This is a genomic window from Actinomyces sp. Marseille-P3109 (genome assembly GCF_900323545.1).
In the GTDB taxonomy this organism is placed as follows: Bacteria; Actinomycetota; Actinomycetes; order Actinomycetales; family Actinomycetaceae; genus Actinomyces.
Map to the genome: position 1 here is coordinate 2,664,780 of NZ_OOHN01000008.1, position 19,740 is coordinate 2,684,519.

Consider the following 19,740-nt stretch of genomic DNA (forward strand, 5'->3'; position numbering starts at 1 on the left):
CTCACGCGGAAAGTACGTCCTCGCTGATGCGATCCCCCGGGTCGGGTGACCAAGACCGGGCCCTCGGGCTCAGCCCTCGGCGCGGCCCTGGCGCCAGTAGCCCATGAAGGCCACAGAGCGCCGGTCGATGCCGCGCTCACTGACCAGGTGGCGGCGCATCGTCCGCACCGCGGCCGCCTCCCCGGCGAGCCACGCGTACAGGGTCGTGCGCTTGAGCGCGTTCCCGCCCTTGGCGTGGCGCGGCACGTCCCACAGCAGTTCGCGGTCGACGTCGATCTCCTCGACCTCCTGCGGCACTCCCATCGGGCACAGCTCCTCGGCGGCCCGGCGCACGCCCTCGGTCAGTACCTCACCGTGCGCGCGCCCCTCGCGCCCGGTGACCCGCACCTCGATCCCGGGGTGCGTGGGCAGATAGGGGGCGTCCGCGTCACCGGGCATCTCGACGACGGCGACTCCCCGGGCGCTCGCCGGCAGGCCCTCCAGGATCCGGGCGATCGCCGGCGCCGCCGTCTCGTCCCCGCCCAGAAGGAAGCGCTCAGTCACCTGCGGCGGCACGAAGTCCACGCCCCCGGCGTCGCCGTCCCACTGTCGGTTCGGCCCCAGCAGGACCGCCCCGCTACCGACGACGGCGTCGAGAACCCACCGCGCGGCCGGGCCGAGCGGGTCGTGCACCACCATGTCGACATCCACCTCGGTTCGGGGCCCGGCCGTGCCGCCGGGATCCGCGGCGTCGTAGCGCACGGAGCGCGTCGTGTAGGTGCGGATCGGGCATCGGTGCTCCTCGGGCAGCTTCATCATCCGGCCGTACCAGTCCTCGCCGTCGGGCAGCTGCTCATAGCCCGACGCCGGCGCCGGCAGCACCAGCTTGATCCGCTGGTCCCAGCCCGGGTCGGCGTAGTGGATCAGATCGTGCCCGATGAAGGTGAAGCGCCGCATGGACGGCGTCACATCGTGGATCGCTGCCACCGTGACGTGGAAGAAGCGGAAGGGGGAGGTCGGTGAGGCGGACGGTCTGGCTGGGCTCATCTCGGGGCTCCTTCGTGCGGCTGAGCGTACGCTTCGGGGGCCGTGCCGCTAGAGAGTCTGATTGAGGCGGCTGCGAGGCGGCGGTTGTGCGTGTGGGCGTCTATTCCTGCTCCTCCTCCGGGACCGCGGCGCCGCACGTGATGGCGGCCCTGGGGAAGGATGAGGGGCGTGCCCAAGACCGGGGCGGTGATGACCTCGGAGGACAGGCCGAACGCGACGACAGTAACCCAGGTAAGGCGCACCTAACAACAGGGTGGTTGGTGGAAGAGAGCACGTTGACGCCGTGTCGTCTTGCATGAGGCCGCGAGAAAGGGCTGGGCGGTTGGAGCGTCGTCGTCTGCCCGGACGGCTCGACGCGGCTCAGGGCTGACGGGCCAGGTCCGCGGCACCGACGAGCCCGGCCTCCTGGCCGCCCTCGGCCAGGACCACCGGGATGGCGGGGCGGCTGGCGCCCGCGGTGAGGTTGGCCGTGAAGGCCTTGCGCGTGGGGGCCAGCAGGATCTCCCCGGCCTCGGCCAGGCCGCCGGCGATGACAATGACCTCGGGGTCCAGCAGCGCGCACATGTCCGCCAGTCCCACCCCCAGCCAGTGGGTGAGCTGCTCGTAGCACTCCAGGGCGGCCGGGTCCCCCTCGCGGGCGGCCGCGGTGACGGCCTTGCCGGAGATGTGCTCCGGGTCGCCGCCGGAGAGCTCGATGATCCGGGCCGCGTAGGCCGGGCGGAACTGCGCCAGCTCCCAGCCGTTGACGCCCAGGGCCGTGCCGGCGCTGTAGCGCTCCAGGCAGCCGCGCAGGCCGCAGCCGCAGGGCCGCCCGCCGGGCACGACGGTGATGTGCCCGATCTCCCCGCCGAAGCCTGCCGCCCCGCGCAGCAGGTGCCCGTCGACAATGATCGCCCCGCCCACACCGGTGCCGATGGCCACGATGAGGGCGTTGCGCTTGCCGCGGGCTGCTCCGAAGCGGGCCTCGGCCCACCCGAAGGCGTTGGCGTCGTTCTCGACGACGACGGGCAGACCCACACCCTCGGAGATGACGTCGCCGATCCGCATCCCCGTCCAGTCCAGGTTGGTGCCGTGCATCATCGTGTTGCGGTCGGAGGAGACGAAGCCCGCCGCCCCGATACCCACGGTGGCCGCATCCGGGAAGTCCTCGTGCAGACGCCGCACCACCGTGGTGATCGTGTCGATGATCGCCTGGCGGTTGGCGGCGGGGGAGTCGCGCCGAACCGTCTGGAGAACCTGTCCGTCGTCGTCGACGACGCCGGCCGCGATCTTCGTCCCGCCGACATCTACTCCGACACTCAGTGCCATGCTCGCGCTCCTTGGTTGAACGACCGTTGTTTACGTTGCCATGCGGGTTGCTGACCGTCCAGCAGACCGACGATTGGGGTGAGCTGATGAGATGAAGAATAACGTCCCCCGGCCCGCCATGGTGGCGAGTCGGGGGACGAGGCGGCGAGGTTGTCAGCGCGTCGCCGTCGGCGCCGCGGAGGTCTTGGAGGTTTTGGAAGTCTTGGCCTTGGCGGCCTGGCTGTTGATGACGGCCTTCATGTAGTCGGCGTCCTGGTAGCCGCCGATGAAGGTCTCGCCCACGATCATGAACGGGGTGCCCGTGATGCCGATCGAGTGGGCGTGGTTCTTGGCCTCGGTGACCGCATTGACGGTCTCAGTAGCGTTGATGTCGGTGCGGAACTGCTCGATGTCCGCCACCCCGGCCTTCTGGGCGAAGGCGACCAGCGAGTCCTCGGTGTACTCCGGGTGGCCCTGGGGGTCGGCGGCCGCGTAGACGGCGTCGTGGAACTCCCAGAACCTGCCCTGCTTGGCGGCGGCCCGGCCGGCCTGGGCGGCCAGCGGTGAGGTGGGGCTGATCTGGGCCAGGTCGCGCCACTCGATGCGCAGGGTGCCCCGGTCCACCAGGTCGGTGAGTTCGGGCTCGACGTTCCGGGCGAACTGGGTGCAGTAGGGGCAGGCGAAGTCGGAGTAGACGACCATGACGACCGGGGCGTCGACCTTGCCCTTGGCCTGGCCGTCGGCGGGGTCGCGGTGGGTCTCGGAGTGGATGAGCTCCAGGGTCTGCGCGTCGGGGACCGGTGGCGCCGGCGTCGGCTCGGGGACCGCTGTGGCCGAGCCGTTGGTGCCTGTCGAGCCGGAGGAGGCGGAGGCGGTGGCCGCGCCTCGGTGGTGCTTGGAGGTGACGTTCTGCAGCAGCAGCGCGGCGATCACGGCCAGCACGATGGCGATGACCACGAGGATGACCACGACGGCGCGGTTGCTCTTCGACTGAACCGGTGTCGGCGAGGGCGGCTGAACACTCATGGCAGGGAGTCTCTCAGAGGAGCGCCACCCCGCGACACGCCTGATAAGGCCGGTGGAAGCCCACTTCGTCACAGCCGTCTCAGCGGTGTCTCGGCAGCGGCCCCGACCTCACGGGCTGCTAACGCTCGGCTCACCCCCAGCCGGTGCCGGGCAGGAAGACGGCCCGTCGCACGCATCCCGACGGATTCTTCATAGACGACACGTATACGTGTCGTCTATGAAGAATCCGTCGAGATTGAGTCGGGGTCCCCGGTCCGGAGCAGTCCTAGTGCAGGGCGGCACCGGCGGTGAGGCCCAGGCCGACGGCGCCCAGGGTCGCCGCCGTCATGAGGGCGGTGTGCCCGAGCGCCGGCCCCCACCGGCCCGCCAGCAGCAGCCGCGCCCCCTCGACGCAGGCCGTGGAGAAGGTGGAGTACCCGCCCAGGAACCCGGTTCCCAGGACGGTCAGCGCCGTGGCCGCCCAGGAACCGGAATCCGGCGGGCTGCCCGCCCGGCCCACGAGCAGACCCATGAGGAAGCAGGCCGTCATGTTGACGACGACGGTGCCCCAAGGCATCCGCGGCCCCCGGCGTGTGCCGGAACGACGCCGTTTCGAAGCCGCCCCTGAGACGGCTGCGCTCACCCGGTTCACCTGGGTGTCAACGCTCCAGCGGCAGGCCGCCCCCGCTCCGCCGGCCAGCGCCAGAGGGAGCCAGTCGGTGAGCCACCCCACCAGTCCGGTGGTCACGGTCCCGCTCATGACGCCTCCTGGAGGGCGGAGCCGCCTTGACGGTCCCGGCGACGCAGCCGGCCGGCCAGCCACAGCCCGACGGCGGCCGCCGCGAGCCCGGCAGCCATCGACCCCAGGAGGTAGGCGGCGCCAAGAGCCGGGCGACCGGCGGCCCCGCCGGAGGCCAGGAGCCGATGGCTCTCCAGGATGAAGGTCGAGTGTGTCGTCAGCCCGCCCAGCACCCCTGTGCCCAGGGCTAGGCGCAGGCGGGGGCGTTGCTCGCCGAGCGACCCGAGCAGCAGTCCCAGGACGAGGGCGCCGACGACGTTGATGGCCAGCGTCGTCGTCGGCAGGTGTCCGGGGGCGGCGGGCCGGGCGTGCTCGAGGGCCGCGCGCACCAGGGTGCCCGCGCAGCCGCCCGCGGCGACCAGGGCCAGCGAGCCGGCCAGCGAGGGGAGTCGTCCGGGGGCGGGGAGCCGCCTCAGTGCCCCGACCGGGACCTGCCCGGGAGCCCGCCCCGGGTTCGGGCGCTGCGTCAGGTTCCGCCTCAGTCATTGCGCTTGGCGATCTGGAAGCCGTTCTTGTTGTAGATGACGGTGTAGGTCGATCCCTGCTTGGAGTGCTGCTCGCCCCAGGCGGCGGCGTCGGAGACGCTCCACTGGTTGCCGCCGCCGTTGCGGTTCATGACGACGTAGTCCTTGTCCGGGCCGCTCGTCCCCATCCAGGAGACCTCGGCCCGGGGCACCAGGTAGGCCAGCATCGACAGGTCGGTCACCACCGTGGACCCCTCCGGGATGGCGGCGATGACCTCGCGGGCGGTGGACACCCGCCGCGCCTCGGGATCCTCCTTCTTGGTCTGGGCGTTGGGCGTGTTGAAGTTCTGGTCGGTGGCCTTCCACAGCGGCAGATAGGGGGTGGTCACGACGCCGGTCGCCACGACGGTCAGGATGCTCGCCGCGGCCACATAGCGGTGCCGCAGCGGCACCGAGAGCCAGGCGGGGTAGACGTGCGGACGCCTGCGCGGCCTGTCGCCACCGCTCGCGTCGCCCTCACCGCCTTCGTGATCGTCACCGCCCGCCTCCGCGGAGGTGTCGTCGCCGCCGGCAGCACGAGCCGGGGAATCGAGGGCGTCCCGGCCATCAACCCCCACCTCCCTGATGGGCCGGCCGGCCAGGTAGGTGCCGTGCGCGCGGCGGCGGGCCACGACGTCAAGCAGCGCCCCGATCGCGATGGGCATGAGGGTGACGTTGTAGTGCCAGTTGTCCCACACCCAGTAGAAGTCCACCGACCCCAGGAAACGCCACGCCAGCGTGGGCAGCACCACGAGCAGCCAGGGCGAGGTCACTCCGGCGACGCCGCTGGTGAGGACCAGCATGATGACGACCTTGATCTTCTGGGTCAGGGCGTCGGGATTGGTGGGCTTGTTGTCCGAGCTCAGCCCGTAGTCCCACACGCCGTTGATGTTGAAGGCCGGCAGGAACACCAGGACGGAGAAGAGGAAGGCCGCGACCCCGCCGACGATCATGCCCACACCCAGCCGCAGTCCCCGGCGCCGGTTGCGGGCGTCGGCGGCATCGCCGGCCTCGTCGTCGGCTCCGTCGGCACGGGGTCCTCCGACCGTGCAGGTCCGGTACCAGGCCGGCACCATCGAGGTGAGGATGACGGCCACCCCGATCATGAGAACCGTCAGCCCCATGTCCTCCTTGACCAGGACCAGCGGCGCCGACCAGGCCGTCACCGCCACCCAGCGCCGCTCCACGAAGGCGACCGAGGCGTAGGCCAGCATCGGCATCGCGAAGGCGACCTCGTGGAACTGCGCGGCCACGGCCCCCTGCATCCCCCAGGACAGGACGTAGACGAGCCCGAGCGCGCCGCCCACCCACTGGTTCGTCAGTCGGCTGGCCAGACGGGTCAGCGGCCAGGCCGAGACCGCTAGCAGCAGGTCCTGGGTGATGAGCAGGCTCAAGGGGGTGGGGAAGAGCCGCCAGATCGGCCCCAGCAGGATGAGGATCGGGTGGAAGTGGTCGCCCAGGAGATTGAACCCGTCTCCCTTGACCGGCACGATCGGTGCCTGGAGGTGGGCGTAGGCCTTGGCCATCTCGGAGAAGATCGCCAGGTCCCAGCTGGGGACCTGCTTCATCGTCTCCCACTGGACGGTCGAGTAGTAGATCATTACCCAGGCGCCGATGACGACGACGATCGCGGCCGGAAGCGAGTGGCGGAGCTGGTCCCTGAGGTTCACGGCGAGGTTCACGGCGCTGAGCCTACCCGTGTGAATCAGGGATGAACCTGGTACCGCTAGGCTCGTGGCGTCACCCACGATCAGGAGACGAGATGTCCCAGACGCCGCAGCCCGCCGAAGCCAGTCCGGCGGCCGACTCCTCAGCGCCGCATCAGCGGCCTGGCCTCGACCAGCTGGTGGAGCACGACGCCGAGCCGCAGCTCCAGCGCCACCTCACCAACCGTCACATCCAGCTCATCGCCATCGGCGGGGCGATCGGAACCGGCCTGTTCATGGGCTCGGGAAAAACGATCTCCCTGGCCGGCCCCGGTGTGTTCGTCGTCTACGCCGTCATCGGCGCAGTCCTCTTCCTGGTGATGCGGGCCCTGGGCGAGGTGCTCCTGTCCAACCTGTCCTACAAGTCCTTCGCCGACGTCGCCCACGACCTCATCGGGCCGTGGGCCGGTTTCTTCGTGGGCTGGACCTACTACGTGTGCTGGTTGGTGACGGCCGTGGCCGAGGTCATCGTCATCACCGGATACGTGGGGTACTGGTGGCCGGACCTGCCGCTGTGGGTCACACCGGTGGTGACCGTGGCCCTGCTGTTCGGTCTCAACCTCGCCACCGTCAAGGCCTTCGGGGAGATCGAGTTCTGGTTCTCCATCATCAAGATCGTGGCCATCATCGCGCTCGTCGTCGTCGGCGTCGTCATGGTAGTGATGGGCTTCACGGCTCCCAACGGGGCCCACGCCCAGATCTCCAACATCTGGAGCGGAGGCCTGTTCCCCAACGGTCTGAGCGGGTTCTTCGGGGCCTTCCAGATCGCCATCTTCGCCTTCGTGGGCACTGAGCTCGTGGGGACCGCGGCCGCCGAGGCCAAGGACCCGGAGGTCACCCTGCCTCGGGCCATCAACGCCATCCCCGTGCGCATCGTCCTGTTCTACCTGGGGGCGCTCGCGGCCATCATGGCTGTCACTCCGTGGCAGGAGATCAATCCCAAGGACAGTCCCTTCGTGGCCATGTTCGCCCTGGCGGGGCTCGGCGTGGCCGCCAGCGTCGTCAACTTCGTGGTGCTCACGGCCGCGGCGTCGTCGGCCAACTCCGGGGTGTACTCCACCTCCCGGATGCTGTTCGGCCTGTCCTGGGCGGACAACGCGCCCCACATCTTCCGCAAGCTGACGACCCGCTCGGTGCCGGGCATCTCCCTCATCGTCACCTGCGCCAGCCTGCTGACCTCGATCCCGCTGCTCTACACCTCCAAGTCCATCATCGAGGCCTTCACGACGGTGACGACAGTGGCCAGCGTCCTGTTCATCCTCGTGTGGTGCGTCATCGTCATCTCCTACCTGCGATTCCTGACCCTACGGCCCGAGCTCCACGAGGCCAGCACCTTCCGCCTGCCCGGTCAGCGCGCGGCGGCCTGGCTGTGCCTGGCCTTCTTCGCCTTCGTCATCTGGACCCTTACCCAGGCCCATGACACCCGGGTCGCGGTCTTCGCCTCGCCCCTGTGGCTGGTGGCCCTGGGGGTGGCGTGGGTCGTTCACAGCCGCCGCCCCGCCCGGCAGGAGCCTCAGCCGTGACCACCTCCGGTGACGGGCGGGAGGCGGGGGACTCGACGTCGTCGGCCTCCTGGGAGGACCTGCTCGCCCAGGCGACGGGTGCCGTCCGCCGGTCCGCCGCCTTCGCCCTGAACCCGGGCGAGGAGCTGCGCATCGAGGCCAAGGCTCACCGCAACGACCTGGTCACCCAGGTCGACCGCGGCGTCGAGGAGCGCATCGCCCGTCACCTGGAGACCACCGGCATCCCCATCCACGGCGAGGAGGCGCACCGCGTCGAGGACTTCGAGACCTACCGCGGCCGGGCCTGGGTGCTCGACCCCATCGACGGGACCCTCAACTATGTGTCCACCCACCGCGACTGGGTCGTCTCGCTCGCCCTTGTCGACGACGGCGTGCCCGTGCTGGCGGTCCTCGCCGACCCCGTCGCCGGCCGGCTCTACACGGCCATCCGCGGCCGGGGCGCCTGGGTCGAGCCGCTGACGGAGGGCGCAGCGGGCGCTGACGGCGATGCACCGCAGGCCCTGGGGACGGTGGAGAACCTGCCCCTGAGCGAGGGGATGGTCATCGCCCACTATCAGCTCACGCGGCACGCGGGCATCGGTCGGGCCATCGAGGCCTCGCGCGGCATGCGCTGCTACGGGGCGGCCGCCCTGGAGATGACGGAGGTGGCCGCGGGCGGTGCGGTCGTCTATGTCCAGCCGCTGCTCCAGCCCTGGGACGTCGCGGCCGCCGCGCTCATGTGCACCGAGACCGGGGTGGTCCTCACCCGGATGGACGGGGCGCCCTTCGACGTGCGCCGCGCCGGGTCCCTGCTCGTGGGCACCCCCACGGCCCACGCCGAGGTGCTGGAGCACCTGCGCACCACCGGTGACTGAGGCTTGCAGGGCCGGGCTGCTCCGCGCGGTCGTACCTTGGGGCGCGCGTTCGAGGGGTAGAGGGTACGAACGGGCGACCTACCCTACGAACGCGCGGCCGCTCGGGTCTCGCCGTCGGCGCACTGACAGCCGCGCCTTTCCACCAACAAATTCTTCATAAACGACCCGGAGCCGCGTCGTTTATGAAGAATTTGTTGATGTTGGGCCTAGGGTCCGGCTGCTGGCCGCACAGCCCATGGCAGGCGAAGGAGCGCGGCGCGGCGGCCGCAGGTGGCCTTTGTAGGATGCCGGGCATGACAAGAACAGTGAGGCGTCGGCCGGCCGATCCAGGAAGTGCCGTCTCGGCGAGGGCGTCTGCGGAGCCCATGGCGACAGGAGGCTCGGCACGCCGCCGTCGAGTGGGGGTCGGCGCTCTAGCGGTCCTTATCGGAGGGTGCCTGAGCGCCTGCGGGGCGGGACTCGTCCCCGCATCAGGCGGCTCGACCGCCGTCAAAGGCTCGATTCCCCCGGGCCTGGAGTCCTTCTACCAGCAGACCGTCGACTGGTACCCCTGCGGCGCCACCGGCGGCATGGAGGCGGTCTCCGAGACTGCCCAGGCGAGTGCCGCCACCACGGCCGCTGCCGCCACGACCTCGGCGGAGGCAACGGCCGCCCCGGGCTCCGGCAGCGCGACCGGGACGGGCGACGCCTCCGACGGAACCGACGACGCCACCTTCGACTGCGCTGTCGTCACCGTCCCCCTCGATTACGCCGATCCTCAGGGTGAGACCATCTCGATCGCCATGAAGAAACGTGCGGCCACTGGCGGCCACCCGCAGGGCACCCTGTTCATCAACCCCGGTGGTCCCGGGGACTCCGGGGTCGCCTTCGCCGAGCAGGCGGGCACCTCCTTCGCTCCCGAGCTGCTCAGTGCCTACGACATCATCGGTTTCGACCCGCGCGGGGTCGGATCCTCCACGGCCATCACCTGCAGCGACACCGGTGACTCGACCGGCTCCGATGACCCCTCCGCCTCCGGGGACGCCTCGGCGTCGCCGTCGGCCTCGGGCGAGCCGTCCGCGGACACTGAGCCGTCCACAGCGGCGTCCGCCGACGTCGCCTCGAGCACTGACTCCTTCGAGGACTGGTCGGAGGCGACCCGGCAGTCCTTCCAGGAGCTGGGTGACCAGTGCGCCGCCGGCACCGCGCCCGCCGCCCTGCTCGACCACGTCGACACCGTCTCCGCCGCCCGCGACCTCGATATCCTGCGAGCGCTGGCCGGCCAGGAGAAGCTGACCTACCTGGGCTTCTCCTACGGCACCTACCTGGGAGCCGTCTACGCCGAGTACTTCCCCGCCAAGACGGGGCGCATGGTGCTCGACGGCGCGATCGACCCCGCCCTGTCCCTCGCCGACCAGGGACTGGGGCAGGCCACGGGCTTCGAGCAGGCGCTGCGCACCTACGTCGACTACTGCCAGGCCTCCACCGGCTGCCCACTGAGCGGCGGTACCGACGCCGGAGTCCAGCAGATCCGCGACCTCATCACCTCCGCTGACGGCAGCCCCCTGCCGACCAGCGACCCGGGCCGCACAGTGGCCGGTTCCGACATCGTCAGTGCCCTGAGCGAGTACCTCTACTCCTCCGAGCAGGCCTGGGCACCCCTGACCAGTGCCCTGGACCAGGCCATCAACCACCGCGACGGTTCACTGTTCGCGGTCCAGGAGGACCAGGCCGCGGCATCGAAGGACGACGGCGGTGGCGCCTTCCAGGCCGTCACCTGTCTGGACTACCCGGTGGAGGGCGACACGGCCACCTGGGCCGCGCAGTACGAGGAGGCCAAGCGCGTGGCCCCGATCTTCGGGGACTCCTCGATCGGCATCGATCTGGCGTGCAGCGTCTGGGGGCACAACGGGACCCGGAAGCCGGCGCCGATCCACGCCCACGGCGCCGCGCCGATCCTCGTCGTCGGAACCACCGGCGACCCGGCCACCCCGTACTCGTGGGCGAAGTCCCTCGCCGATCAGCTCGACTCCGGCCGGCTGCTGACCTGGGAGGGCACCGGGCACACCGCCTACGGCGGCGACGCCCCCTGCCTCAACGACGCCGTCAACACCTACCTGCTCACCGGCACCATGCCCGACGAGGGCCTGACCTGCCACGGCGACGAGTAGCCACTGCGTAGGCGGGCGGTCCGGGCGTCCCGGCCCGCCCGCGCGGAGGCAGCGCCCTCAGATCCGGGTCGGGTGGGGCTCGCCGTCGGTGCACTGACGGCCGCGCCTTTCCAACAACAAATTCTTCACAGACGACACGGCTCCGTGTCGTCTGTGAAGAATTTGTTGTTGGGCCTGGGTTCCGGCTGCTAGCCGGCGGCGGACACCTGCGTGGTGAAGTCCTCCTTGCCCTGGTTGTCGGTGACGACGGCGGTGACGGAGACCTGCTCGCCGGCAGGGACGGTGGTGGTGGCCTGGGCGCCGGTGAGGATCTCCTCGGTGCCGTTGGCGTGCTGGACGTACCAGTCGATGTTGGCGACTGCGCCGTCGGCGTCGGTGGAGGCCGAGGCGTCCAGGGAGAGCTGGTCGCCGTCGCGGGTGAGGGTGAAGGCGCCGGTGGGGCGCATGTTGTCCAGCTGAGCCGGCGCGGCGGCGGGCTGGTCCTGCGCGGCCTCCTGACCCTGGGCGTTCAGGGAGTCCATGATGGAGGAGGCCATGGCCTTGTGGCCGTCGGCGTTGGGGTGGAATCGTCCGTCGTCGATAAGGCTCTGGAACCAGGAGGTCTGCTGGCCGCACAGCTCGTGTCCGGCGAAGGCACCGGAGGGGTCGGCGAACTGGTAGCCGTGGCGCTGGGCGGCGGCCCCAGCGGCGGCGTTGAGCTCGTTGGTCTTGGCGTTGATCCAGCGTTGGTCCACCTTGGTGACGCCCTCGCAGCGTCCTGGGACCGGGAGGATCTGGCCCGCCCCCTGCGGGGCGAACATGCGCGGGTATCCGACGGCGACGACGGTCGCTTTGGGAGCGCGGGTGGCGATGTCGCTCATGACGGTGTCATAGCTGTAGACGCCGTCCTGCTTCCCCTTGCCGGCCAGCGCGTCGATGGTGGAGTCGACTTGGTCGGTGATCTCCTTGTTGCTGGAGCAGTTGGAGAAGGGCGCGGCGGTGACGCACTTGGAGAAGATGGTGGCGAAGCCGGCGTCGTTGCCGCCGATGGAGAAGGTGACCAGACCGGTGGAGGCGCTCAGATGATCGAGTTGGGCGGGTTCCTTCCAGGGAGTCCGGGCCTCGTAGAAGTGCTTGGTCCAGGATCCGGAGCAGGCTCCGAAGTCGAGTGTCTTGCCGGTCCGGTCGGTGACCTGGTGGACGTAGGCAGCGGCGGCTCGCTTGCACCGGTTGCCGCCTTCGATGTTGGTGCCCTCGGCGTAGGGAGGCGCCCCGACCCCGGAGGCGTAGGAGTCGCCCAGGGCTACATAGTTGCCGGTGGGCAGTGACGGGGCCATGGGTGCCGAGTAGACTGAGGGGCCGATGGCGGTGAAGGCGGCCAGCACCGTGACCAGTAGGCCGAGGTGGGGTGTGAGGCGTCGCGTACGGCCGACAATGGTGGTCGGTGGTGCAGATAGATCGATCAGTCGGTTCGAGAGCGATAGGCGATGTTGACTCAGCAATGTCGGACCTTCTTGCTCAGTCCTATGAGGACTTGTATCTGCTGTGAGGATATGCGTTTGTCTAGGTCAGAGACTGGTGCCCCATCACCAAAAATGTGGCCAGTCAAGATCTTTGCTGAAAGGGGCAAGAGCGAGTGAGAGAGCGAAAGCGAAGTGAAACATCATCGTTCCTTTCCGGATATCGGTGCTGGTGACGCTCTAAGTATCTCCTGCTGGATAGTGGCGTGAATCACCCATCCGGATAGGTCGATCGGGTGATTCCGCTCAAATCAGATTGTGCTGCAGGGCGTACACTACTGCTCCCACCCTGTCCTGGACTCCGAGCTTGGCGATGATCGCGGAGACGTGAGTCTTGATGGTGGCCTCACTGAGCCCCAGCCGGGTTGCGATCTGCTTGTTGGTCTTGGCGTCGACGACAAGCGTCAGCACCTCCCGTTCTCGTTCTGAGAGGGTGATTCCGTGGGGGAGTGGAGAAGTGCTCTGCTGTGTCTGAGTCTGCTTCGAGGTGGACTCTGAGGGCTGGGCAGAGCCGTTTGCCCATAGTCTGGCCTGGTCGCTGATGATGGCCGATGAGGTTGGAGACAGGACGAGATTGCCTGCGACCGCCTGTCGGATGGCGCCGGCCAAGGATGATGCGCCATCCTCCTTGGCAACGAATCCGCGTACCCCCAACGCCATGGCGTCGTCGACGATGGAGTCGGCCGTGAACGTGGTCAGGATAAGGATCGCAATATCCGGGTTCTCCTCGAGAAGTGCTTTAGCCAGCGCAAGGCCATCCATCTTGGGCATCTGGATGTCCACGAGAACGGCCTGGACCTTGCCGTCGACCTCCGAGGAGTGGAAGAGGTCGAGCGCCTCCTGGCCGTCCTTGGCTGTCCAGGCAACAACAATGTCGTCATTCTTGGACAGGAGATCTGTCAGCGTCTGACGAACCAGGGCGTCGTCGTCCGCGATACCAATGCTGATCATGACTCATCCTCGATAACGAGTGTGGGTGACTGTGAGAGAGGGATGGAGGCGGATGTCAACCAGGTGCCGTTGTCCATCAGTGTGTCCAGTGAGCCGCCGATGGTTGAAAGTCTTTCTTTCATACCAAGAATCCCCATCCCGGAGGAGGGGAGTCTGTGCTGCGAAGAGGAGACCCCATTGGTCACCACCAGGCGAGCCTTATCCACGTCCTGGTTCAGGGTGATGGTGACTGGCCGATCGTGGTCCGCATGCCTAAGAACGTTAGAGCTCATCTCCCGAAGTACCCGGGAGAGGATGGCGGCTTGAAGACGGTTGTAGTGCCCATCTCCCCTGCACTGATAGATCACGGAGTAGCCGGATGCGGATAGGTCGTCGGCGACGGCGCGCACAGACTCCTCAAGATCCAGCACAACGGTTCCCAGCCCGGTGATACTTGCACGATCGGTGTTCTCGTCGTTGTTTCGTAGGGCTCGAAGCACGAGGCGTAGCTCGTGAAGCGAGTCGGCCGCGGTGGACTCGATCGCGGCGAACTCTTGCCGTGCGGCGGCGGGGTAGGAGGAGTCCGCGGCTGCGCGTTGGGCCCGCAAGGCGGTCTGGGACATCGAGTAGGCGACGAGGTCATGCATCTCACGCGCGATCTCCTCGCGGATAGAAGACAGCTGCTCAGTGGCGGCGGAGATCTTTTGACGTAACGTCGCCTCCGTGCGACGCATCATTGATCCGGGAAGAAGGGTGCAGGCTGCGAGGAACAGCTGTGATGCCGCCACTGAAATAGGGCCTGTAGGGGTGATGATCGCCAGCGGGACGATGAGAGCAAGAGTCAGCGCAATCCGCAGAGGGAGGAACAGTCCCAGATAGAAGAAGAAAACGGCGTTGGTTATCACCGCATCGCTGGCGGGAACGTGCGGCACCTGAAGGAGCACGATCCAGAGGGCCAAATAGCTGACAGATCCCGATATGGGGTATGCAGGAATGAGGGACAGGGTGATAACTGTTAAGAGAAGAAAGATGAGGCGTTCTGTGCTGGGTGAGTTGACGAGGGTGAGCATGAGTACCAGGTTGATGACACCAACTATGGATCCGATAGCGGCATATCGCTGCCGGGATCGGGATGCACTCCATAGATGCACGCCCGTCCACCAGTGGTGGCGGGTGGTGGTGCCTCCTGAGAAGTTGCTCACAAAACTTTAATACCGGATGGATTGTTGGTGTGTCAAGCGGTTTTCGTGAAAATGAAGGTGGGATTGACATAGTCCGTCGCGCCGTTTATCTTCCCTAGGGTTGGGGCTGGCTGCTGTGGTTACACGGGTGTCGTGGCGGTGGCGCAGGTTGTGGACACCGATATCGTCATGGGCTTTCCTGTCTGGGCTGTCCATGAGACGCATTGCGGACTTGACGCCGAGTAACGCGAAGGATGGGCGGTGATCATCCAGGCCGCCGGCACCCTCCGTACCCTGCTGCAAGTTTTCAGCACACCCAATGAGGACGCGGCCGGCCGGTGATCGGATGAGATCGGTTGTCTCATCCATCGAGAGGGATGCCCTCATTGGAGTGTGTGTCACCGTCGATTGACAGCGCCGAGGATGACGCTGATGTGGTGGGGTAGAACTGGATTGGGGGTGGAGCGTTGAGCAGCCAGAAAGAGGCTGGCGTCCTTGAGGTCGTTGACGAGGTCCTCGGGCGTGACGAGATAGTGCTCGGAGATGTACTCCTTGTCGCGGCAGCGCAGGATGGTGCGCCGCCTGCGACCCACATGGTCGATCTCCTCGGTGAGGCATGTATCTGGCTGGAGCCGGATTGTGCTGGTTGCGGCTGCCGCAGGCAGTACTTGATCAATGGAGGCGATGAGGGCGCCACCGATCGCCATATGGGCGGCCGCGCATCGTATGGTGGCTCGTCGCTGTTCAGGGTTCAGGAGGGTGATGGATGCCATGGGGAGACAGACGGCCTTGAAGGACTCCTTGATGTCGAAGGAGACCATGTCCGCCTGCTGGATCTCCACCCGGCCTGCGATTCCCGATTGGATGGCCTGCCGTTCAGTCAGTCGTTCGGCGAGAAGACTGAGCACATCGATGCTGAGGTCGGTGGCGAGCACTCGGTGCCCAGCGGCCGCCATGGGCACGGTGACACGCCCCGAGCCGCAAGCAAGTTCGAGGACCCGCAACCCGGCCAGTGCCTGATCGGGCAGGATCTCGAGAAAATCAAGGATTGAGGCAATCTCAGTGTCGTCCCGGTGCGTAAGCTCGTGGCGACGTCGAGCACCGGTGCCGAAGGAAAGGCTGGATTCATGGCCCGCTGCTCGTACCTCAACCATATGAATCACCTCCTGAGGTTCTGTGGGGTGGTTGGCCGACTTGACCTCCAGATGCAGGCCTGAGCAGCAGGGGGCTTCGGTCGGATCGAGCCAGCGGTAATCGCGCTGCGCAGGGCGCCGAGGGAACAGGTATGGGCTGCGGCGGTTGCGGCAGGCCGGAGTCTGGCCCGCACCTGGAGTGAGTAACAAAATTGGCGACAATGGCGTTTGGACATCAGTTTGTCCTTCCCTATCGGAGGAGCAGGATGCTCCCGATGTCAGAGTTCAATGACGGTAAGAGGCTTATTCATGGAGTGAGGAACCTCAGCGTCCGAAGAGCACCCAGCAGGCAGTCCACCAGTCAGTGCTCAGTGCTGCTTCCTTCTTAGCGCTCGCCTGCTGAGGAGAACGGTGGCAGTCATGAGGATGGTGTTCCAGATGAGGAACCAGGCGATGCTCGCGGGCGTGGGTGTGGCCAGTGAGCGGGCCTGCATGCCAATGGTGACCTGGGAGTATGGGTAGAGAGGACTCAGTGGCGGAGCGACAAGGAGGATGGCCAGGCTGAGGAAGGAGGCTCCTATGCCGGTCAGGACAGTGGTGGCGAAACTGGGGACGTAGATGCCGACGAGCAGTTGGGCGGCGGCGATGGTGAGGGCTCCGAAGGTTCCCAGGAGGGCCCAGGTGGTCATGGTGGCGATATCAGCCGGGGTGAGGTGGAATCCCAGGGCTGCGCTGGCAGCCATGACGAGCAGGAGGAAGGCCATCTGGCAGTAGAGGGCGAACAGGGTGGTCAGGATGAGCTTTCCGGTGTAAGTGGTGATGGTTGCGCCGTAGGTGGCCATGCGGCGCCAGTTGTCGTGCTCGTGCTCCATGCGGGTCAGTCCTGCGGCGCGGAAGGTAATCAGCATGGGGAGGAAGAGGGTACTCCACATCAGCGCGCCTTGGCCCCACACTACCTGCCAGGTGACGCCCTGATCGCGGAAGATCTTTGTGTAGCCCAGGTATCTGAACACGCCGTTGGCGGTGTTGAGGACGGCCAGGGCCAGAGCGAAGGTGGCCAGGATCCAGGGTCGTCTGGATTTGGTGCGCTCGATGGCCAGGGGCAGCAGGACCCGCTCGCGCAGCCGACTCGTCCTGGTGATGGTTGGGCCCGTCTGGGGGAACTCGGGCATACCGGCGGGTGCAGCGGTGTTGATTGCTGCGGTCATGGTGGTCTCCTCTTCGTTCTGGTTGGATGTCGTTTCCTGGTGAGTCGGGGGTTTCTAACGCGTGACCTGTCGATTAAAGGCGGCCTGGGCCAGGGCGGTGGCGGCTAGGCCAATGACGATGACGATGACGATGTAGGCACCCAGGTGGTCCACTGGGGCTACGCCGGTGGTGGTGCCCTTGCCGAACACCAAACGCACAGGAGAGAGAAGCGCAGGGTACTGCCAGGGCAGAACGGCGGCTACTGAATTGGGCATAATGACATCGGTGAGGGTGCCGAGTAGGCCGCCCAGGGCGCCGACGCTCAGTGTCAGGGCCTGGCGATGGACGAGCAAGGCCAGGACCAGGTGGATGGCGGTCATCGCGATGTTGGCCACGAGCAATCCGCCCAGCCAGGTCGCGGTCATGCCTAGGTCGGTGGGTACGCCGTTGGCAGTGGCCACCAGAGTGGTTGTGGCCACCAAAGTGATGACCGGGACCGAGCAGATGGCCAGGGCTGTGGTGAGCTTGGCCAGGAACAGGGAGGTGCGCGACTGGCCGTCAGCGAGGAGCTGGGACAACATGGTGCTGTCGTGCTCGGTGGCGGCCAGGCGGGAGGCCACCACCGCGGAGATGATTGGAGCGACCAGGTTGTGCACGTCCGTGGCACTTCCAATGGCGTAACCTGTGGTCGCCGCGACACCGCTGGGTGCCTTGGCCAGGCTGATGACTGTGAGCGCTGTGGCCCAGACCAACTCCAAGCCGGTGGCCAGGAGAAGGGTCAGCCATAGACGCGACCTCTTGAGCTTGGAGATCTCCAGTCCTAGGGCTTTCATGCTCCTACCCTCCTCATCCCCTGGTAGGCGGCCTGCTGGGCTGGTGCCTGGTAAGCAGCCTGGGTGTAAGTGGGCGCCGGTTGGGCTGGGGCCCGGTGGGGTCCTTGGATATCCGAGTAGCCGGGTAATGGTGCCTGGGACGGAGCGCTCTGCCTCTGGACTGGCGGCTGACGGACGTGAGCGGGCTGGTGCGGCGCTCCGCGCGGTGGCTGCTGCTGGGTACTGGGCTGGCCCTGCGGGGCTGCCTGCTCGGTGATGTCCAGGAAGATCTGCTCCAGGGAGCGGCGCCTCAGCTCGACTCGGTAGATGCTGGTGCCTGCGGTGACCAGGGTGGTGACCAGCCGGGCGACGTGATCGTCGTCGTATGCGGGCATGATGATCTCGCCGCCCTGGACTGAGCTCACCCGCCATCCCTGAGTAGCCAGGGTCTGGGCGGTGGGGACCGCCTGTTCGGGGCGGGTGCGCACCACGATGTGGCCGGCCTCGGCCAGGGCAGACAGAGGACCTTGGTAGAGCAGATGGCCATGGCTGATGATGCCGATGGTGTCGGCCATCTGCTCGATCTCGCTGAGCAGGTGACTGGAGACCATCACAGTGATCCCCCGGGAGGCTGGCAGGCTGGTGATCAGCTCGCGGATCTCGTGAATACCGGAGGGGTCCAACCCGTTGGTGGGCTCGTCCAGGATGAGGAGCTCGGGCTCTCCTAGCAGGGCCATGGCCAGACCCAGCCGCTGCTTCATTCCCAGGGAGTAGTTCCGTGCCTGTTTGTTGGCTGCGTGGGACAGGCCCACGGTATCCAAAGCCTGGTCGATGCTAGCTGCGCCCAGATGCTTGACCCGGCGCACGATGTCAAGGTTCTCTCGCCCGGTCAGGTGACCGTAGAAGGAGGGCTGCTCGATCAGGGAACCCACACGAGACAGCGTGCGCCCGGGTGAGAAGGGCTCCCCAAAGACCTCCACGCTCCCGTTGGTAGGGCGGGTCAGCCCGAGCAGCATCTTCATCGTGGTGGACTTACCTGCTCCGTTGGGGCCGAGGAAACCGTAGACCTGCCTGGCAGGAACCTCCAGGCCGACACCACTGACTACCTCAGCATTTCCGTACTGCTTGGTCAGTCCCGTACTGCGCACCACCAGGTGCTGCCTGGTATTCAGCATTGCTGCGCTCCTTTCTGATTTCGTCGCCGCCAAGTGCGGCGACATCGACTGCATGATTTGAGAGGCGTATCCACGATAGCACCGTTAAGAAAATCCATGTGAATGATTCTGGTCCTACGACTGGGCTAGTCGATCGTCGTATTGACGTTCTGGAGTTGGGGTGCTCAAAGACGGTAGGTCTCGGTCGATGGTAGCGAGATGCCGTCCACCTGTTGTGTCGACATCAGGAATCAGTGGCGATATCGCGCGCAGCAAATGCTGGCAGCCTGTTCAGAAAAAGAGGTCGTCCATGTGGGTCACCATATTCGCTCCCTTGATGGTGCGCGGGGACGCGCCTAGCGTCGGTACCGAGGTTCAACTCCTGAGTCGCCAGTCTTGGAGAGTCTGGCGTCCGTTGAGCCGCCACAGGATTCGTCGATGATTCATCGATGAGCCGACAACATGAACAGCACCGTTAAAGGCCGGTGCGAACTCGAAAGGAGAACATCATGAGCAACATCAACATGCAGGCAGTAGCTGCCCTCGACGAACTGAGTGACGCGGAGCTTGACCAGGTCCTGGGGGCCGGCGTTGGCGTGTTCTACACGCTTACCCATGAGTGTCACATGAACAGTCTGCAGCGTAGGCTCACGTGCTGCTCGTAAGTGCGCCCTGCCCTCGTAGATCTCGAAACTGATTGTGGGTAGGCCGGGCCGCCTGCCCGGCCTACCCACAATGCTCATCAAATATCGACAACATGAACGGCACCGCTAAAGAGTGGTGCGAACTCGAAAGGAGAACATCATGAGCAACATCAACATGCAGGCAGTAGCTGCCCTCGACGAACTGAGTGACGCGGAGCTTGACCAGGTCCTGGGGGCCGGCGTTGGCGTGTTCTACACGCTTACCCATGAGTGTCACATGAACAGTCTGCAGCGTAGGCTCACGTGCTGCTCGTAAGTGCGCCCGCCCTTAGTGGGCCTCGGAACT

Annotated in this window: 18 protein-coding genes; 5 read left to right on the plus strand and 13 right to left on the minus strand. The window is 66.8% G+C overall.

Features of this window, described 5'->3' with window-relative positions; all coding sequences use genetic code 11:
* Nucleotides 1-69: 69 nt before the first annotated feature.
* The 6 genes from BQ8008_RS11525 to BQ8008_RS11555 all read right to left on the minus strand — a co-directional run bounded on the left by BQ8008_RS11525 (nt 70) and on the right by BQ8008_RS11555 (nt 6,302).
* Nucleotides 70-1,026, minus strand: a complete 957-nt coding sequence (locus BQ8008_RS11525) for a siderophore-interacting protein (RefSeq protein ID WP_108834113.1) — start codon at nt 1,024-1,026, stop codon at nt 70-72.
* 360 nt (nt 1,027-1,386) lie between these two features.
* Entirely contained in the window at nt 1,387-2,334 is a 948-nt protein-coding gene (locus BQ8008_RS11535; protein WP_108834114.1) for an ROK family glucokinase, read from the minus strand.
* 153 nt (nt 2,335-2,487) lie between these two features.
* Nucleotides 2,488-3,339, minus strand: coding sequence for a DsbA family protein (locus tag BQ8008_RS11540; protein ID WP_108834115.1), 852 nt, complete (start codon nt 3,337-3,339; stop codon nt 2,488-2,490).
* Nucleotides 3,340-3,604: 265 nt separating this feature from the next.
* Complete coding sequence (locus tag BQ8008_RS11545) at nt 3,605-4,078, minus strand: fluoride efflux transporter FluC (protein ID WP_108834116.1); 474 nt, start codon at nt 4,076-4,078, stop codon at nt 3,605-3,607.
* Nucleotides 4,075-4,533 carry a FluC/FEX family fluoride channel gene (locus tag BQ8008_RS11550; RefSeq protein ID WP_325048145.1) on the minus strand — a complete coding sequence of 153 codons (459 nt, stop codon included), beginning with the start codon at nt 4,531-4,533 and terminating at the stop codon, nt 4,075-4,077. Before BQ8008_RS11550 ends, BQ8008_RS11545 begins: the two co-directional genes overlap by 4 nt.
* Before the next feature lie 62 nt (nt 4,534-4,595).
* Nucleotides 4,596-6,302, minus strand: coding sequence for a DUF2079 domain-containing protein (locus BQ8008_RS11555; RefSeq protein WP_108834118.1), 1,707 nt, complete (start codon nt 6,300-6,302; stop codon nt 4,596-4,598).
* A gap of 80 nt (nt 6,303-6,382) precedes the next feature.
* Here BQ8008_RS11555 and BQ8008_RS11560 point away from each other — a divergent pair, with 80 nt between their 5' ends.
* From BQ8008_RS11560 to BQ8008_RS11570, 3 genes are all read left to right on the plus strand, one after another.
* Nucleotides 6,383-7,849 carry an amino acid permease gene (locus tag BQ8008_RS11560; protein WP_199907990.1) on the plus strand — a complete coding sequence of 489 codons (1,467 nt, stop codon included), beginning with the start codon at nt 6,383-6,385 and terminating at the stop codon, nt 7,847-7,849.
* Nucleotides 7,846-8,703: an inositol monophosphatase family protein gene (locus BQ8008_RS11565; protein ID WP_108834119.1), complete on the plus strand. Its 858-nt coding sequence runs from the start codon at nt 7,846-7,848 to the stop codon at nt 8,701-8,703. The genes BQ8008_RS11560 and BQ8008_RS11565 overlap by 4 nt, the downstream gene beginning before the upstream one ends.
* A gap of 284 nt (nt 8,704-8,987) precedes the next feature.
* Nucleotides 8,988-10,853: an alpha/beta hydrolase gene (locus BQ8008_RS11570; protein ID WP_108834120.1), complete on the plus strand. Its 1,866-nt coding sequence runs from the start codon at nt 8,988-8,990 to the stop codon at nt 10,851-10,853.
* A 188-nt stretch (nt 10,854-11,041) separates the two neighbouring features.
* Here the strand turns inward: BQ8008_RS11570 and BQ8008_RS11575 are convergent, their stop codons facing one another.
* The 7 genes from BQ8008_RS11575 to BQ8008_RS11605 form a co-directional block, all read right to left on the minus strand.
* On the minus strand, nt 11,042-12,217 hold the full coding sequence (locus tag BQ8008_RS11575) for an SGNH/GDSL hydrolase family protein (protein ID WP_234415377.1): 1,176 nt from the start codon (nt 12,215-12,217) through the stop codon (nt 11,042-11,044).
* Nucleotides 12,218-12,598: 381 nt separating this feature from the next.
* The gene (locus tag BQ8008_RS11580) at nt 12,599-13,303 is read right to left on the minus strand and encodes a response regulator transcription factor (RefSeq protein ID WP_108834121.1); all 705 of its coding nucleotides are present in this window, start codon (nt 13,301-13,303) and stop codon (nt 12,599-12,601) included.
* Nucleotides 13,300-14,352, minus strand: a complete 1,053-nt coding sequence (locus BQ8008_RS11585) for a sensor histidine kinase (protein WP_108834122.1) — start codon at nt 14,350-14,352, stop codon at nt 13,300-13,302. The genes BQ8008_RS11580 and BQ8008_RS11585 overlap by 4 nt, the downstream gene beginning before the upstream one ends.
* 509 nt (nt 14,353-14,861) lie before the next feature.
* Nucleotides 14,862-15,818, minus strand: coding sequence for a daptide-type RiPP biosynthesis methyltransferase (gene mpaM / locus BQ8008_RS11590; RefSeq protein ID WP_234415378.1), 957 nt, complete (start codon nt 15,816-15,818; stop codon nt 14,862-14,864).
* 146 nt (nt 15,819-15,964) lie between these two features.
* Nucleotides 15,965-16,804, minus strand: coding sequence for an ABC transporter permease (locus BQ8008_RS11595; RefSeq protein WP_108834124.1), 840 nt, complete (start codon nt 16,802-16,804; stop codon nt 15,965-15,967).
* 54 nt (nt 16,805-16,858) lie between these two features.
* Nucleotides 16,859-17,617 carry an ABC transporter permease gene (locus BQ8008_RS11600; RefSeq protein ID WP_108834125.1) on the minus strand — a complete coding sequence of 253 codons (759 nt, stop codon included), beginning with the start codon at nt 17,615-17,617 and terminating at the stop codon, nt 16,859-16,861.
* Nucleotides 17,614-18,771, minus strand: a complete 1,158-nt coding sequence (locus BQ8008_RS11605) for an ABC transporter ATP-binding protein (RefSeq protein WP_108834126.1) — start codon at nt 18,769-18,771, stop codon at nt 17,614-17,616. Before BQ8008_RS11605 ends, BQ8008_RS11600 begins: the two co-directional genes overlap by 4 nt.
* Nucleotides 18,772-19,259: 488 nt before the next feature.
* Here BQ8008_RS11605 and BQ8008_RS11610 point away from each other — a divergent pair, with 488 nt between their 5' ends.
* Both BQ8008_RS11610 and BQ8008_RS11615 read left to right on the plus strand, forming a co-directional pair.
* Entirely contained in the window at nt 19,260-19,415 is a 156-nt protein-coding gene (locus tag BQ8008_RS11610; RefSeq protein WP_108834127.1) for a lacticin 481 family lantibiotic, read from the plus strand.
* A gap of 139 nt (nt 19,416-19,554) precedes the next feature.
* Nucleotides 19,555-19,710 (plus strand): lacticin 481 family lantibiotic, encoded by a 156-nt coding sequence (locus tag BQ8008_RS11615; RefSeq protein ID WP_108834127.1) that lies wholly within the window; start codon nt 19,555-19,557, stop codon nt 19,708-19,710.
* The last annotated feature ends 30 nt before the right edge of the window (nt 19,711-19,740 follow it).

What these genes read in the sequence shown, in the direction of transcription:
- BQ8008_RS11535 (WP_108834114.1), bottom strand. Translation starts at nt 2,334, where the DNA reads ATGGCACTGAGTGTCGGAGTAGATGTCGGCGGGACGAAGATCGCGGCC.
- BQ8008_RS11585 (WP_108834122.1), bottom strand. Translation starts at nt 14,352, where the DNA reads ATGCTCACCCTCGTCAACTCACCCAGCACAGAACGCCTCATCTTTCTT.
- BQ8008_RS11545 (WP_108834116.1), bottom strand. Translation starts at nt 4,078, where the DNA reads ATGAGCGGGACCGTGACCACCGGACTGGTGGGGTGGCTCACCGACTGG.
- BQ8008_RS11595 (WP_108834124.1), bottom strand. Translation starts at nt 16,804, where the DNA reads ATGACCGCAGCAATCAACACCGCTGCACCCGCCGGTATGCCCGAGTTC.
- BQ8008_RS11525 (WP_108834113.1), bottom strand. Translation starts at nt 1,026, where the DNA reads ATGAGCCCAGCCAGACCGTCCGCCTCACCGACCTCCCCCTTCCGCTTC.
- BQ8008_RS11540 (WP_108834115.1), bottom strand. Translation starts at nt 3,339, where the DNA reads ATGAGTGTTCAGCCGCCCTCGCCGACACCGGTTCAGTCGAAGAGCAAC.
- BQ8008_RS11580 (WP_108834121.1), bottom strand. Translation starts at nt 13,303, where the DNA reads ATGATCAGCATTGGTATCGCGGACGACGACGCCCTGGTTCGTCAGACG.
- BQ8008_RS11560 (WP_199907990.1), top strand. Translation starts at nt 6,383, where the DNA reads ATGTCCCAGACGCCGCAGCCCGCCGAAGCCAGTCCGGCGGCCGACTCC.
- BQ8008_RS11615 (WP_108834127.1), top strand. Translation starts at nt 19,555, where the DNA reads ATGAGCAACATCAACATGCAGGCAGTAGCTGCCCTCGACGAACTGAGT.
- BQ8008_RS11570 (WP_108834120.1), top strand. Translation starts at nt 8,988, where the DNA reads ATGCCGGGCATGACAAGAACAGTGAGGCGTCGGCCGGCCGATCCAGGA.
- BQ8008_RS11610 (WP_108834127.1), top strand. Translation starts at nt 19,260, where the DNA reads ATGAGCAACATCAACATGCAGGCAGTAGCTGCCCTCGACGAACTGAGT.
- BQ8008_RS11600 (WP_108834125.1), bottom strand. Translation starts at nt 17,617, where the DNA reads ATGAAAGCCCTAGGACTGGAGATCTCCAAGCTCAAGAGGTCGCGTCTA.
- BQ8008_RS11605 (WP_108834126.1), bottom strand. Translation starts at nt 18,771, where the DNA reads ATGCTGAATACCAGGCAGCACCTGGTGGTGCGCAGTACGGGACTGACC.